The following is a 14,063-nucleotide window of genomic DNA, read 5'->3' on the forward strand; positions in this document are numbered from 1 at the left end:
GGCCGCCTGGCGCCGGACGGCAGGCGCCGCTCTCGCGCGTCCTGCACGAGATCGCCGCGCGCTACCCCGGCCGCCATCTGAACACCACAATGGGCGAGGCGGGTGGCCGTGCGGCCTATTTCGTCCAGTGGCAGCTGAGCGACGGCCGCGTCGTTGTTTTCGTTGTGGACGCCGAAAGCGGCCAGATCATCGGCCGCCAGTCCGGCTGAGCTCAACCTTGGAAGGGACGCCTCGAAGTTGCGTATCCTGCTTGTCGAAGACGATCCGGATCTCTCTCGCCAGCTGAAGCTGGCGCTGGCCGACGCCGGTTACGCGGTCGACCATGCGCCGGACGGCGAGGAGGCCCAGTACCTGGGCGAGACCGAGCCCTATGACGCCATCATCCTCGACCTCGGCCTGCCGAAGGTGGACGGGGTCTCGGTGCTCGAGCGTTGGCGGCGCGACAACATGACCACGCCGGTGCTGATCCTCACCGCCCGCGGCGCCTGGAGCGAGAAGGTCGCCGGTTTCGACGCCGGCGCCGACGACTACCTGACCAAGCCGTTTCACACCGAGGAGCTGCTGGCGCGCTTGCGCGCCCTTTTGCGCCGCTCGGCCGGTCACGCGGCGCCGAACCTGTCCTGCGGCGGCCTGCGGCTTGACCCGCGCGCCGCGCGCGCCAGCGTCAACGGCGAGCCGCTCAGGCTGACCTCGCTGGAGTACCGGCTGCTGCACTATCTGATGATGCACCAGGGGCGGGTGATCAGCCGCACCGAGCTGGTCGAGCACCTCTACGACCAGGACTTCGACCGCGACTCCAACACCATTGAGGTGTTCATCGGCCGGGTGCGCAAGAAGATCGGCGCCGATCGCATCGAGACGGTTCGCGGCCTCGGCTACCGCCTGACCTGCCCGAGCGACGAAGTCGACGACGGGGGCGAGGCTGCGGGCGCCTAGGCTCAGGCTGCCGAGCGTCGAGGCCCTGCGCCGGCCCTCGCTGGCGCGCCGGCTCGTCCTGCTCGCCATGGGCTGGAGCCTGGCCGCCCTGGTGATCGTCGCGGTGGTGCTGGCCTTGCTGTTCCAGCAGGCGGCGATCCGGCGGGTCGACCAGGGCCTGCACGAGCTGATCGACAACCTGGTCCGCTACTCGACGGTCGATCCCCAGACTCAGGAAGTGTTCGCCCCGCCGCTCACCGACGAGCGTGCGCTGGCAGCCTATTCGGGCCGGTATTGGGAGATCGCCTACCTCACCCCCGACGGCAGGGTCGTTCCGTCCACCCGGTCCTATTCGCTGTTCGACGCGGCGTTGAAGACCCCGCCCGATCTGATCGCGAGGTTCAAGGCGCAGCCCGGCAAGGCGGTGGCGTACGACACCCGCGGGCCCCTCAACGAGCCGCTCCGCGCCCGCGCCCAGCAGAACTGGCTGCCGGGCCGCTCGACGCCGGTGGTCTTCCTCGCCGCCGAGGACCGCACCTCGGTCGACCGCGACGTCCGCGGCTTCGTGGCCGCCACCGCCGCGGCCTTCCTGCTGCTGGGCGGCGGGCTGGTGGCGGCGATCGTCATCCAGGTGCGGGTGGGGCTTCGCCCGCTGTTCGACCTGCGGCGCGAGGTGGCCTCCGTCCGCCGCGGCAAGGCCGAGCGGCTGGCGCAGGAATATCCGGTCGAACTGGTTCCCTTGGCCGAGGAGCTGAACGCCCTCGTCGCCCACAATCAGGACGTCGTCGAGCGCCAGCGGATGCACGTCGGGAACCTGGCGCATGCGCTCAAGACGCCGATCTCGGTGATGCTGACCGAGGCCGAGCAGCGTCCGGGTCCGCTGGCCGACGTCGTCGCCCGCCAGGCCAGGACGATGCGCGACCAGGTCGACCATCATCTGCGCCGCGCCCGCGCCGCCGCCCGCGCCCAGGGCCAGGGCGAGCGGACCTCGGTCGCCGAGATCCTCGACGAACTCGCCCGCACGCTGGAGCGGATCTTCCGTGACAAGGGGATCGAGATCGACTGGGACGCCGCCGACGACCTTTTTTTCCTGGGAGAGCGGCAGGACCTCCTGGAGATCGCCGGCAACGCCATGGAGAACGCCTGCAAGTGGGGGCGGGCGAGGGTGCGCGTGCGCGCCGAGGCGGTAGGGGAGGAGCGGATGCTGCTGACCGTCGAGGACGACGGTCCCGGCCTGCCGGCGGAGGCGCGCGAGGGGGTGCTGAAGCGCGGCGCGCGGCTCGACGAGAGCGCGCCGGGTTCCGGTCTCGGCCTGTCGATCCTGCTCGAGCTTGCGCGGGCCTATGGCGGCACGCTGAAGCTGGACGCCGCGGCCCTCGGCGGTTTGCGCGTCGAGGTGCTGCTGCCGGCCGCCGAAGCGTGATTTTCTGGTGATTTAGGGAAAGCCTTAACCGCCGCTCGCCATCCTGGCGCCGCGGGCTTTCAGCCCGCAGTTGGAGCAAGGCATGGCCGCTCTTTCCGAGCGCAAGCTGGAAATCGTCCGCACCCTGGTGGAGACAGCGCCCGACCCGGTGGTCGACGGCCTGCACCAGGCGCTGGCGGGCGCCAGCGGCGACACGGCCCTGGCCAGCGTGCGTCGGCTCGTCGAGGACGAGGTTCGCGACCGCCAGCTCCGCAACATCGTCCTCCTGCCGATCGCGCCCATGTGCGTGGGCGATGGCCGCGACACATTGCGGCTCACCTTTCCCGGCCGCGTGCTGGGCCTGATCTGGCGCGGGCTGAAGGTCCAGGCGCCGGCCGTCGTGCACAACGCCGAGCTCGCCCTCTACGACTACCGGCCCGGCGAGACCTCGACCGAGCAGTTCGATCGCCTCGTGAAGCTCGCCGCCAAGGGCGTCCGCGCCGGCGAGCAGCGCGAGTTCCGCAGCGTCGCCGAGCTCTGCGACGAAGCGCGCCCCGCCGGCGCCGCCAGCCTGCTCGCCTGCCTCGACCTCTCGCCCGTGGTGCGCGGCGTCGCCCATCGCCTGCCGGCTTGGACCGGACAGCAGGGCGGCGGCGCCAACGTCGGCGCGCGGCTCGCCTACAAGGACGCCGTCGCCGTCTCCGACGACGCCGGGCCGCGCTTCTTCCAGATGCTCGCCGCCCAGCTGCAGCACCCCTGGATGATCATGCGGATCATCTCCGCGGTCATGGAGAAGCCGACCGAGCGCTATCTCGCCGAGACAGAGCTCGGCATGTTCGGTCAGAGCATATTGCAGGACATCGAGGACGCGCTGACCGCCGTCGCGGAATTCGATCTGGACGGCGGGCCGCCGGCCGCCACCGCCGCGGCGCGCCTCGTCGACCAGGTGACCATGCAGGCCAACGACCTGGAGACCTACGTCACGCTTTCGCGCGACCACGGCTGGGGAGCGGCCCTCGTCAAGCACCGCAAGTCGCTGGCCTCGATCGTCGAGGGCCGCTTCCGCGAGGCCGAGAAGCAGTTCGACCTGGCGCTTCCGTGCGGCAGCTCCAAGGTCAAGCGCCTGCGCCGCAGCACACCGAAGCTCGACGCGGCGCCCGACGAAGCTGCGGTGGCCCGTTGCGGGACCTTGCTGCTGTTCGCCGGCGAGGTGCGCTTCAGCTCGAACTACGGCGGCTTCGCCTCGGCGCGCAGCAAGCTGCTCGAGGGTCTGGGCGAGCAGCTCGACCAGTACGTCGACGAGGTGCTCGAGTTGCACAAGGCCGGCGAGGCGCCGAGCGAGGCCGCCGCGCGAACCTTTCTCTCGATCGCCGCTGACTTCAACCGCCTGGTGCGCGACGAGAAGGCCGCCGAGCTGGTCCGTCGCCGTGTCGCGGTCGCCTTCGCCGCACCGGCGGCGGATCCGGTAAAAAGCCTGATCGCCAATAGCTGACGGCGCCCTCGCGCACGCGCCTCGTTTCCGCTAAAGCGCGCGCCATGATCGCTTTTTGGGTCGTCGCCGGCGTCCTCGCCTTCGCCGCCGCCGGCCTTGTCCTGTCCCGGGCCGCCAACGCCGCGCGCGAAGAGGCGGTCGATCCGACGCCCGAAGTCTATCGTCGGCAACTGGCCGAGATCGACGACCTGGCCGAGCGCGGCCTGATCGGGGAGGCCGAACGCAAGGGCGCCTACGCCGAGGCGGGCCGCCGGCTGCTGGGCGCGGCGGACGCGGCGCCGGAAGCCTGGCAGGCCGGGCCGGCGGGGCGCGGCTTCGTCATGGCCGCGATCGTGCTTGCGTCCGCCGGCGCCCTGGCGGCCTACGTTCTCGTCGGCCGGCCGGGGATGACCGACGAGCCGTTCTCCAAGCGGCTCACCGAGTGGCAGGCGGCCGATCCGTCGAGCCTGAACCCGCCGCAGCTCGCCGCGGTGCTCTCCGCGCTCACCCGCAAGCGGCCGAACGACGCCGAGGCCTTCCACTACCTGGCCGTCGCCGAGGGCGCGGCGCAGAATCCCGCCGAAGCCGTGAGGGCCATGCGCCATGCGGTGCGGCTGGCGCCTGAACGCGCCGACCTCTGGGAACTGCTGGGCCAGGCGCTCGTCGCCCAGGCCGACGGCGAGGTCACGCCGGAGGCGCAAGGGGCGTTCCGCCAGGCGCTGCAGCGCGACCCCAAGTCCATCGCCGCGCGCTTCCACCTGGCGCGCGTCCAGATCGAGGCTGGCGACAAGGCCGGCGGCGTCGCCGCCTGGCGCGCCCTGCTGGCGGACCTGCCCGCCGACGACCCGCGCCGCCCGCCCCTCGTGGAGGCCATCGCCCAGGCCGACGGCCAGCCGGCCGGCAAGGCCGCCCTGCCGGACGGCCAGCTGGCGATGATCCAGGGCATGGTCCAGGGCCTAGCCCAGCGCCTGTCCTCCAACCCCGACGATCCGGAAGGCTGGGTCCGGCTGGTGCGCGCCTACGCGGTTCTGGGCGAGACCACCAAGCGCGACGAGGCCTTGCGCCAGGCGAAGGCCCGCTACGCTGGAAAGCGAGAGACGCTCGCCCAACTCGACGCGGCGGCCCGAGCGGAGCCCATGCGATGAGCCTCTTGCCGAAATCCCCGAAGGCGCGCCGCCGCCTCACCCTGGTCGCCGCGATCGCGCCGGTGCTGGCGCTGGCCGTGGGCCTTACCCTGTGGGGCCTCGGCGACTCCGTGTCCTTCTTCTACACCCCCTCGCAGGCGGCCCAGGCGCATCCGCCGGTCGGACGTTCGGTCCAGCTCGGCGGCCTTGTCGCCAAGGGCTCGGTCGTGAAGCATCCGGACGGGGCGGTGGAGTTCACCGTCCAGGACCAGCATGCGGTGGACAAGGTGGTGTTTCAGGGCGATCTGCCGGACCTGTTCCGCGAGGGCCAGGGGGTGGTCGCCGTCGGGGCCTTTCGTCAGGACGGCGTCTTCGAGGCCAAGCGGGTGCTCGCCAAGCACGACGAGCGCTACATGCCGCGGGAGGTCGCCAAGGCGCTGAAGGCTCAAGGTGAATGGCGCGGCGACGGCGCCAAGGCCAGCTATGGCGAGCCGGCCGCCGCCGGGACGGGACAGGGCGGGATCTAGATGTTCGTCGAGATCGGATCCTTTGCGCTGGTCCTGGCGCTCGCCTTCTCCATCGCACAGCTGGTCCTGTCGGCGACCGCCCGGGTGCGGCGCTCGACGACGCTGGCGGCGGCGGGGGAGGGCGCGGCGGTCGCGGCCTTCCTGGGCGTGGCGACAGCCTTCGCCGTCCTGATGCACGCCTTCGTCGTCTCGGACTTCTCCGTCGCCAACGTCGCGGCCAACTCGCATACCGAGAAGCCGCTGCTCTACAAGGTGGCCGGAACCTGGGGCAGCCATGAGGGCTCGATCCTGTTGTGGTGCTTGGCGCTGACCGGCTACGGCGCGGCGGCGGCGCTGTTCAGCCGCAGCCTCCCGCGCGGCCTGCGCGCGCTGATGGTCGCGACCCAGGGCGGCCTCGGCGCCGTCTTCCTGGCCTACACAGTCTTCGCTTCCAACCCGCTGGCCCGCGTCGGCGTCCCGCCGGTCGAGGGCCGCTCGCTCAATCCGCTGTTGCAGGATCCGGCGCTGGCGGTGCACCCGCCGTTCCTCTACGCCGGCTATGTCGGCATGTCGGTGGTGTTCTCGCTGGCGGTCGCGGCGCTTATCGAAGGCCGCGTCGACGCCGCCTGGGCGCGCTGGGTCCGGCCCTGGGCGCTCGCCGCCTGGAGCCTGCTCACCGTCGGCATCATGCTGGGCTCCTTCTGGGCCTATTACGAGCTGGGCTGGGGCGGCTGGTGGTTCTGGGACCCGGTCGAGAACGCCTCCTTCATGCCCTGGCTGGTCGCCGCGGCCCTGCTGCATTCGGCGATCGTCACCGAGCGGCGGGGCGCGCTCGCGGGCTGGACGGTCTTTCTCGCCTTGGCCGCCTTCACCTTCTCGATGCTGGGCGCCTTCCTGGTGCGCTCGGGCGTGCTCACGTCCGTCCATGCTTTCGCCGTCGATCCCCGCCGCGGGGTGCTGCTCCTGATCATCCTGGGCCTGATGGCGGGCGCGGGCTTCGGCCTCTTCGCCTGGCGCGCGCCGGCGCTGTCGCCTGGCGGCGTCTTCGCGCCGGTGAGCCGTGAGAGCACCCTGGTGCTGAACAACATCCTGCTGGCCGCCGCCACCGCCACCGTCCTCCTGGGCACCCTCTATCCGCTGATCCGCGAGGCCCTGACCGGCGAGGCGATCTCGGTCGGACCGCCCTACTTCAACCTCACCTTCACCCCGCTGATGGCCGCGCTCCTGATCCTCCTGCCGTCCGGGCCGCTGCTGGCCTGGAAGCGCGGCGACGCCGCCGGCGCGGCCCAGCGGCTCTGGGCTGCGGCCCTGGTCGCGCTGGGCGTGGGCCTCGCCGCCTACGCCCTGGTGAGCCCGCGCAAGGCTCTCGGCGCGGCGGGCCTTGCGCTCGGCGCCTGGCTGATCGCCGGCACGTTCGCCGAGCTGGTCGAGCGCACCCGCGCCTTCCGCGCGCCGGTCGTCGAGAGCTGGCGGCGCCTGGTCAGTCTGCCGCGCGGCGCGTGGGGCATGACGCTGGCGCACCTGGGCCTCGGCGTCTTCGTCTTGGGAGCCTGTTTCGAAACGGGCTGGAAAGAGGAAGCCGCCCAGACGCTGCCGATCGGCGGCGGCCTCGACGTCGGCGGCTACCATCTGGTGCTGGAACAGGTCGGACCCGTCGAAGGCAAGAACTACGACGCCGAGCGCGGGACCATCGCGGTCACCCGGGCCGGGACGCCGATCTGCACGGCGACGCCCGAACGGCGTGCCTACGAGGCTGACGGCCAGACCACCTCGGAGGTCTCGATCTGCTACCGCGGTCTCAGCCATCTCTACATCGTGCTGGGCGAGCGCCGCTCGGCGGGCGGCCAGCCGGTCTGGCTGGTGCGCGCCTACTGGAACCCGCTCGCCACCTTGCTCTTCTTCGGGCCGGTGATCATGGCGCTGGGCGGCCTCGTCTCGCTCTCCGACCGGCGCCTGCGGCTCGGCGTCGCGGCGCGCCGGAAGGAGCAGCCGGCGTGAGGGTGCGCACCTTTCTTGCCGCGCTGGCGGCGGTGTTCTGCATGGCCGCGGCCTCCGACCCGTCCGAGCGCTTGCCGGACCCCTCGCAGGAGGCCCGCGCGCGCCACATCTTCGAGCAGGTGCGCTGCCTCGTCTGCCAGAACGAGTCGATCGACGACTCCCAGGCCGAGCTCGCTCACGACCTGCGCCAGATCGTCCGCGACCAGGTGCGGCAAGGGCGCAGCGACGATCAGATCAAGGACTTTCTGGTCCAGCGCTACGGCGAGTTCGTGCTGCTGCGACCCAGCTTCTCGATCGGCAATGTCGCGCTCTGGGCCGGTCCGTTCGTGGTCGTGGCCCTGGGCGTGGTCCTCTGGTTCGCCCGCCTGCGGAACCGGACGCCCGAGCCCGAGCTTGACGCGCAGGACGCCGAGCGGCTGCGGCGCCTGCGGGACGATCCCTTCTGACATCGGAGCGCCCATATACCGACGCGATGCTGCTCGCAGGCTGACCTAAACGTAACTTGAGAGGCTTTGCGCTCTCGTGCATCGAAACCTAGGTTGTCTTCGCGCACCGCAATCCGTCGCGCGCCCAAGGATCAAAGGCTAATGACTTCGAAGAAGACCGGTTATCTCCTCGGCGCCCTGGCGGGCGCGGGCGTTATGGCGGCGGCCGTCGCGGGCGCAGGGGTGCGCTTGCCGCAGGCGCATGCCGACGAGCCGCAGCTGATCCGGGCGTCCACTACGCCGATCTTCGCGCCCCCGCCGGGCGCGCCGATGTCCTTCGCCGACATCTTCGACCGCGTCTCGCCGGCGGTGGTGTCGATCAATGTGACCAGCCGGGTGGACGCCAGCGCCTTGCGCATCCCGGGCCTGCCGTTCGACCTGGCGCCCCGCGGCGGGCCGGGCGGCGGCGACGATCAAGACGATGGCGACGAGGACAACGCCCCGCCGCAGGGCGGCCGCACGCCGAAGGGCCAGCCGAAGCTGCCGACCCAGCAGTCGGCCGGCTCCGGCTTCTTCATTTCGCCCGACGGCTACATCGTCACCAACAACCACGTCGTCGAGAACGCCGAGACCATCAAGGTCGTGCTGAAGGACGAGTCCGAGCTCGAGGGCGTCGTCGTCGGCCGCGACGAGGCGACCGACCTGGCGGTGATCAAGGTGAAGGGCGGCAAGGGTCCGTTCCCCTATGTCAACTTCGAGAACGCCGCCCGCCCGCGCGTCGGCGACTGGGTGATCGCAGTCGGCAACCCCTTCGGCCTCGGCGGCACGGCCACGGCCGGCATCATCTCCGCCTGGGGCCGCGACATCGGCGAGACCTTCGTCGACTACATCCAGATCGACGCGCCCATCAACCGCGGCAACTCCGGCGGTCCGACCTTCGACATCTACGGCCGGGTGATCGGGGTGAATACGGCGATCTTCTCACCCTCGGGCGGCTCGGTCGGCATCGGCTTCGCCATCCCTGCTGACGTGGCCGACCAGGTCACCAAGCAGCTGATCTCCGGCCGGCGCATCGAGCGCGGCTACATCGGCGCCACCATCCAGAACTTCACCGCCGAGATGGCGGAAGCCCAGGGCATGGGCGACCAGCGCGGCGCGATCGTCTCCGACCTGGCGGCGGGCGGCCCCTCGCAGCGCGCGGGCCTTCTCGCCGGCGACGTGATCACCTCCATCAACGGGCACGCCGTGAAGAGCTCGTCCGAGCTCACCCGCGAGGTCGCCAAGGCCCATCCCGGCGACACCCTGAAGCTCGAGATCATCCGCGACGGCAAGCGCCGGACGGTGGACGTCCATGCCGGGACCCGTCCGTCGGAGAAGGAGCTGGCGGCCAACGAGAACAATCCGAACCAGGGCGGCGGCGCGGCGCCGGCCCCGAAGGCCCCGAAGGCGCCTGCAGTGCTCGGCCTGTCGCTGGCCCCGCTGGACGACAACATGCGCCATCAGCTTGGCCTGCCGGCGAACGTCCGCGGCGCGGCGGTGCTCAGCGTCGACAGCAGCTCCGACGCCGGCCAGAAGGGGTTGAAGCGCGGCGACGTCATCGTGCGCGCCGGCGACGCCCAGGTGACGAGCGCGGCGGAGGTCCAGGCGGCGGTCGAGGCCGCCAGGAAGGCCAAGCGCCCGAGCGTTCTCGTCGGCGTCTATCGCGGCGGCCGGACGCTGTTCCTGCCGCTGAAGATCGCCGAGTAGCGGTCGGCGAGGGGCGGGTATGCGGATCCTGATCGTCGAGGACGACCTCGAGGCCGCCGAAGCCATGGAGCGCGGCCTCTCCGAGGCCGGCTTCGAATGCGTGCGCGCCGCCGACGGGCAAGCCGGCCTGGAGGCGTCGCGCGCGGGCGTCTTCAACGTCATGATCGTCGACAGGATGATGCCGCGGATGGACGGGGTAGAGCTGGTCGAGACCCTGCGGCGGGAGGGGAACGCGACGCCGGTGCTCTTCCTCTCCGCCCTCGGCGAGGTCGGCGATCGCGTCACCGGCCTGCAGGCCGGCGCCGACGACTATCTGGTGAAGCCCTACGCCTTCGTCGAGCTGATCGCCCGCGTCGAGGCCCTGGCGCGGCGCCGCGAGACCGGCTCGGTCCAGACCCTGCTGCGCGTCGGCGACCTGGAGATGGACCTGATCGGCCGTACCGTGCGCCGCCAGGGCCAGGACATCGACCTTCAGCCGCGCGAGTTCCAGCTCCTGGAGTTCCTGATGCGCCACGCCGGCCAGTCGGTGACGCGCACCATGCTGCTGGAAAAGGTCTGGGAGTACCACTTCGACCCGCAGACCAACGTCATCGACGTCCATGTCTCCCGGCTGCGCTCGAAGATCGACAAGGGCTTCGACAAGGCGATGCTGCAGACCGTCCGCGGCGCGGGCTACAGGTTGGAAGCCTGACGGCTAGATGCAGCTGCCGCGGATCTTCCGCACCACGCCGTTCCGGCTGACGCTGCTGTTCCTGGCGCTGTTCGCCGCCGCGGCCAGCGCCTTTCTCGCCTACATCTACATCGCCACCGCCGGCGAGGCGACGCGGCGGACCGACCGCGAGATCCAGCGCGAGATGCGCTCGCTGACCGCCGCCTATGACCGCGCCGGCCTTGATGCGGTCAACCAGTCGTTGATCCAGCGCGCCGCCAGCGAGCGGCCGTTCCTCTACCTGCTGATGGGCCGCGACGGGCGGCGCATCTCCGGCTCGATCGAGGAGAGCCCGGTCGAGCGCTTCAACGGCCAGCCGGCCTGGACCACCTTCCAGGTCTCCGACCTCGTCGGCGGCAGGATGGTGAAGCATCCGGCCCGCGGCCTGCAGGAGCGGCTGGGCGGCGGCGAGATCCTGTTCGTCGGCGCCGACGTCGGCGAGGACGAGGCCTATGTGGTCAACATCGTCCGCGCGCTCTGGGGCGCGGGCGCGCTGGTCGTGGTGCTGGGGCTGGCGGGCGGCGTACTGGTCAGCCGCAACGTCTCGCGCAGCATGGCCAGCCTCTCCGGCGTCATCGAGGCGGTGCGCGGCGGCGACCTGGCCGCGCGCGCGCCGGTGCGCGGCGCGCGCGACGAGTTCGACGAACTGGCCGCGGGCGTCAACGAGATGCTCGACCGGCTGGAGCGGTCGATGGCCGGCCACCGCCACGCCGGCGACGCCATCGCCCACGACTTGCGCTCGCCGCTCACCAGGCTTCGGGCGCGCCTCGAGGCCGCCTATCTCGACGTCGAGGCCGGCCGCGGCGATCCGACGCAAGCCCTGGCCCAGGCGTTGGAAGACACCGACGGGGTGCTGAAAACCTTCGCTGCGGTGCTGGCCATCGCCCGGCTGCAGGCGGCCGGGACGGCGCCGGACGCCGTCGTCTTCGACCTCGCCGAGCTCGCCTGCGACGTGGCCGAGCTCTACGAGCCGCTCTGCGAGGACAAGGGCGTGGAGTTCGGCTCGGAGCTTACGCGGGGCCTCACCGTGCGCGCGAACCGCGAGTTCGTCGCCCAGGCGCTCGCCAACATCCTCGACAACGCGGTGAAATACACCCCGGCCGGCGGCGCGATCATGCTGCGGGTGCGTCGCCGTTCGTCCGGCGAGGCCGAGGCCTCGGTGACCGACACCGGCCCGGGCGTGCCGGAGGCCGACCGCGCCCGGGTGGTCGAGCGTTTCGTGCGCCTGGAAAACAGCCGCAATGAGCCCGGCGCGGGCCTTGGCCTGTCGCTGGTGGCCGCCGTGGCCGAGGCGCACGCCGGCCGCGTCGAGCTCGACGAGGGACCGGGCAAGGTCGACGACCTGGGGCCCGGCCTGCGCGTCGCACTGGTGCTTCCGCGCGCAACCTGAGGATGATCGCCGCTTGCTCTGATGACGTGGTTAAGCGGCGCAGCTAGACTCTGATTTGCCTGTGGGGCGACTCGCGGCGCGCGAGAGGGGGCGGGGGAGCGACTGCGTTTGGCCAGAAGCGGAAGCGATAGCGCTGCTGCCCGCTGGCCGGCTCCAGCCGAGCGCAGCGGCCCGCAGCCTGAGGCGCCGAAAACGGATCGTCCTCCGACCCAGAGGTTCGTCCGCCTCATCATCGCGGCGACCCTGCTGCTGCTGGCGGTCTATGCGGTCGCCGGCGTCGTCTGGATGAGGGGCCTTACGCCGTCTCGCGCCGAGCAGATGGGCTGGTTCCTGGCGCCGCTCGCGCTCGTGCTGCTGGCAGGCGGCCTGATGCTGGCGGAATCGCTCCGGGTCGAACGGGCGCACGCCGCCTTCAACGAATCTGAGCGCCGCTTCCGGCTCGCGGTCGAGGCGGCGCGCTGCGGGATCTGGGAGTGGGACCTCGCCACCGACACCATCTACATGTCGGACGTCACCGCCTCGCTGTTCAGCTGGCGAGGCGGCGTGGTCGACGGCCAGCAGGTGCTGGACCGCGTCTGGCCGGGACACCGCGACGGCCTGCGCGACGCCTTGCGCGCGGCCGCCCTCTACGGCGGCTTCGACGTTTCCTTCCGGGTGCCCAGCCTGACCGGCGGCCGCCCGGTCTGGATCGACGCCCGCGGCGAGGCTTTCGGCGAAAGCCCCGAGGGCGGCTTCGCGCGGATCATCGGCGTTGCGCTGGACGTGACCGAGGAGCGCCTGGCCCAGGCGCGCGCCCAGTCCGCCGAGGGCCGGCTGCGCGATGCGATCGAGAGCGTCTCCGAAGCCTTCGTGCTGTGGGACCGGCACGACCGGCTGGTCATGCACAACCGCAACTTCCGCAGCTTCTTCCGCCTCGATCCGCAGCTGCTCAAGCCCGGCGTCCAGCGCGCCGAGGTCGAGGCCGCAGCCGACGCGGCGATGCGCCAGGCCGTGCGCGCGCCGGGCGACCGCAAGGGCGTGCGCGAGGTGGAGCTGGTCGACGGCCGCTGGGTGCAGATCTCCGAGCGCCGTACGGCCGAGGGCGGCCTGGTGGTCACCGCCACCGACATCACCGCGGTCAAGGCTCAGGAGGAGGCGCGCCGGCTCAACGAGGAGGAGCTGCGCAAGGCGGTGGTCAAGCTCGAGCGCAGCCAGAGCGAACTCTCGGACCTCGCCCGCAAGTACGAGACCGAGAAGATCCGCGCCGAGGCCGCCAACCAGTCGAAGAGCGAGTTCCTGGCCAATATGAGCCACGAGCTGCGCACGCCGCTGAACGCGATCAATGGCTTCTCCGAGATCATGGTGGCCGAGATGTTCGGCCCGCTGGGAGACAGCCGCTACGGCGACTACGCCCGTGACATCCTCAACTCCGGCCAGCACCTGCTCGCCCTGATCAACGACATCCTCGACATGTCGAAGATCGAGGCCGGCAAAATGGCGCTCGCCTTCGAGCCGATGGGGATCGAGGACGTCGCCGACGAGGCCGTGCGCCTGGTGCGCAACCGCGCGGACTCCGCCGGCCTGACGCTGACGGCCGAAGTGCGGGCGCTGCCGGACATCGAGGCCGACTATCGGGCGGTGAAGCAGGTGCTGCTGAACCTGCTGTCGAACGCGGTGAAGTTCACTCCACGCGGCGGCAGCGTGTTCGTCAGCGCCGAACAGCACGGCGACAGCGTGCGGATCAGCGTGCGCGACACCGGCATCGGCATCGCCGCGGAGGACCTCGACCGCCTCGCCCGGCCGTTCGAGCAGATCGAGAGCCAGCACGCCAAGACCCAGCAGGGCACGGGCCTGGGCCTGGCGCTCAGCAAGGCGCTGGTGGAGTTGCACGGCGGATCGTTCGGCCTGACCAGCTCGCCTGGCCAGGGCACGACCGCGAGCTTCAGCCTACCGATCCGGCAGGGGGCCGGGGGGACCGTCGGGATCGCTGAGAGGGGGACCGCCGCCGCCTGGTCCGTGGTGGTGGTCTGACCAGCGGCCCGGCCGGCCGTGGCGCGAGCGGCTCAGCGCCTCGCCGAGCTTGCGCCGCTCCTCCACCGGCAGGGTGGCGGTGAAGCCGACCACCGCGCGGTCCATCTCGGACCTGGCCTGGAACTCCAGTCCGCGCGACTGACTGAGCGCCGCGAGCACCGCCTGGGTGTCGACCTTGTCGTCATTCATCGAGCGCCAGGCCTGGTCGCGCAGCAGCCGCGCCTGGCGCAGCTTCGGCCCGACGTTCTCCGCCGCCTGGCGGATGGTCGCCTGCCAGGCCGGGCGCTGGGCGGGCGTGAGCGCCGCGCCGAGCACCGCAAGGCGCGGCGGACCCGGCTGCAGCGGCCGCTGCAACGGAAAGCCCATC

At 71.5% G+C, this 14,063-nt stretch carries 13 protein-coding genes; 12 read left to right on the forward strand and 1 reads right to left on the reverse strand.

Annotated features, from left to right (window positions below; translation table 11 throughout):
* The 12 genes from VJS38_RS16300 to VJS38_RS16355 form a co-directional block, all read left to right on the forward strand.
* On the forward strand, nt 1–209 hold a 209-nt coding region (locus tag VJS38_RS16300; protein ID WP_414692454.1), incomplete at its 5' end, for a PepSY domain-containing protein.
* A gap of 28 nt (nt 210–237) precedes the next feature.
* Nucleotides 238–936 carry a response regulator transcription factor gene (locus tag VJS38_RS16305; protein WP_324089205.1) on the forward strand — a complete coding sequence of 233 codons (699 nt, stop codon included), beginning with the start codon at nt 238–240 and terminating at the stop codon, nt 934–936.
* A 67-nt stretch (nt 937–1,003) separates the two neighbouring features.
* Nucleotides 1,004–2,338: a sensor histidine kinase gene (locus VJS38_RS16310; RefSeq protein WP_324089206.1), complete on the forward strand. Its 1,335-nt coding sequence runs from the start codon at nt 1,004–1,006 to the stop codon at nt 2,336–2,338.
* Between the two features lie 82 nt (nt 2,339–2,420).
* Nucleotides 2,421–3,809 carry a hypothetical protein gene (locus VJS38_RS16315; protein WP_324089207.1) on the forward strand — a complete coding sequence of 463 codons (1,389 nt, stop codon included), beginning with the start codon at nt 2,421–2,423 and terminating at the stop codon, nt 3,807–3,809.
* Between the two features lie 44 nt (nt 3,810–3,853).
* Nucleotides 3,854–4,933, forward strand: coding sequence for a c-type cytochrome biogenesis protein CcmI (ccmI, locus tag VJS38_RS16320; protein ID WP_324089208.1), 1,080 nt, complete (start codon nt 3,854–3,856; stop codon nt 4,931–4,933).
* Entirely contained in the window at nt 4,930–5,439 is a 510-nt protein-coding gene (ccmE, locus tag VJS38_RS16325; RefSeq protein ID WP_324089209.1) for a cytochrome c maturation protein CcmE, read from the forward strand. The genes ccmI and ccmE overlap by 4 nt, the downstream gene beginning before the upstream one ends.
* The gene (locus VJS38_RS16330) at nt 5,440–7,416 is read left to right on the forward strand and encodes a heme lyase CcmF/NrfE family subunit (protein WP_324089210.1); all 1,977 of its coding nucleotides are present in this window, start codon (nt 5,440–5,442) and stop codon (nt 7,414–7,416) included. It abuts the gene before it with no gap.
* Between the two features lie 2 nt (nt 7,417–7,418).
* Nucleotides 7,419–7,862 carry a cytochrome c-type biogenesis protein gene (locus tag VJS38_RS16335; RefSeq protein WP_414692456.1) on the forward strand — a complete coding sequence of 148 codons (444 nt, stop codon included), beginning with the start codon at nt 7,419–7,421 and terminating at the stop codon, nt 7,860–7,862.
* 141 nt (nt 7,863–8,003) lie between these two features.
* A complete protein-coding gene (locus tag VJS38_RS16340) occupies nt 8,004–9,587 on the forward strand; it encodes a Do family serine endopeptidase (RefSeq protein ID WP_324089212.1) in 1,584 nt (527 codons plus the stop codon).
* Between the two features lie 19 nt (nt 9,588–9,606).
* On the forward strand, nt 9,607–10,278 hold the full coding sequence (locus VJS38_RS16345; RefSeq protein WP_324089213.1) for a response regulator transcription factor: 672 nt from the start codon (nt 9,607–9,609) through the stop codon (nt 10,276–10,278).
* Nucleotides 10,279–10,285: 7 nt separating this feature from the next.
* Complete coding sequence (locus tag VJS38_RS16350; RefSeq protein ID WP_324089214.1) at nt 10,286–11,686, forward strand: HAMP domain-containing sensor histidine kinase; 1,401 nt, start codon at nt 10,286–10,288, stop codon at nt 11,684–11,686.
* Nucleotides 11,687–11,794: 108 nt separating this feature from the next.
* On the forward strand, nt 11,795–13,696 hold the full coding sequence (locus tag VJS38_RS16355) for a PAS domain-containing sensor histidine kinase (RefSeq protein WP_324089215.1): 1,902 nt from the start codon (nt 11,795–11,797) through the stop codon (nt 13,694–13,696).
* Here VJS38_RS16355 and VJS38_RS16360 read toward each other — a convergent pair.
* Nucleotides 13,613–14,063: periplasmic heavy metal sensor (locus VJS38_RS16360; RefSeq protein ID WP_324089216.1), on the reverse strand; the 451-nt coding region annotated here is incomplete at its 5' end. The two genes, VJS38_RS16355 and VJS38_RS16360, sit on opposite strands and share 84 nt — an antisense overlap.

Origin of the sequence: Phenylobacterium sp. (genome assembly GCF_035276905.1) — a bacterium.
In the GTDB taxonomy this organism is placed as follows: domain Bacteria; phylum Pseudomonadota; class Alphaproteobacteria; order Caulobacterales; family Caulobacteraceae; genus Phenylobacterium.

Excerpts from the sequence above, each read along its gene's own strand:
- VJS38_RS16310 (WP_324089206.1), top strand. The coding sequence starts at position 1,004 with ATGGGCTGGAGCCTGGCCGCCCTGGTGATCGTCGCGGTGGTGCTGGCC.
- VJS38_RS16315 (WP_324089207.1), top strand. The coding sequence starts at position 2,421 with ATGGCCGCTCTTTCCGAGCGCAAGCTGGAAATCGTCCGCACCCTGGTG.
- ccmI (WP_324089208.1), top strand. The coding sequence starts at position 3,854 with ATGATCGCTTTTTGGGTCGTCGCCGGCGTCCTCGCCTTCGCCGCCGCC.
- ccmE (WP_324089209.1), top strand. The coding sequence starts at position 4,930 with ATGAGCCTCTTGCCGAAATCCCCGAAGGCGCGCCGCCGCCTCACCCTG.
- VJS38_RS16330 (WP_324089210.1), top strand. The coding sequence starts at position 5,440 with ATGTTCGTCGAGATCGGATCCTTTGCGCTGGTCCTGGCGCTCGCCTTC.
- VJS38_RS16340 (WP_324089212.1), top strand. The coding sequence starts at position 8,004 with ATGACTTCGAAGAAGACCGGTTATCTCCTCGGCGCCCTGGCGGGCGCG.
- VJS38_RS16345 (WP_324089213.1), top strand. The coding sequence starts at position 9,607 with ATGCGGATCCTGATCGTCGAGGACGACCTCGAGGCCGCCGAAGCCATG.
- VJS38_RS16350 (WP_324089214.1), top strand. The coding sequence starts at position 10,286 with ATGCAGCTGCCGCGGATCTTCCGCACCACGCCGTTCCGGCTGACGCTG.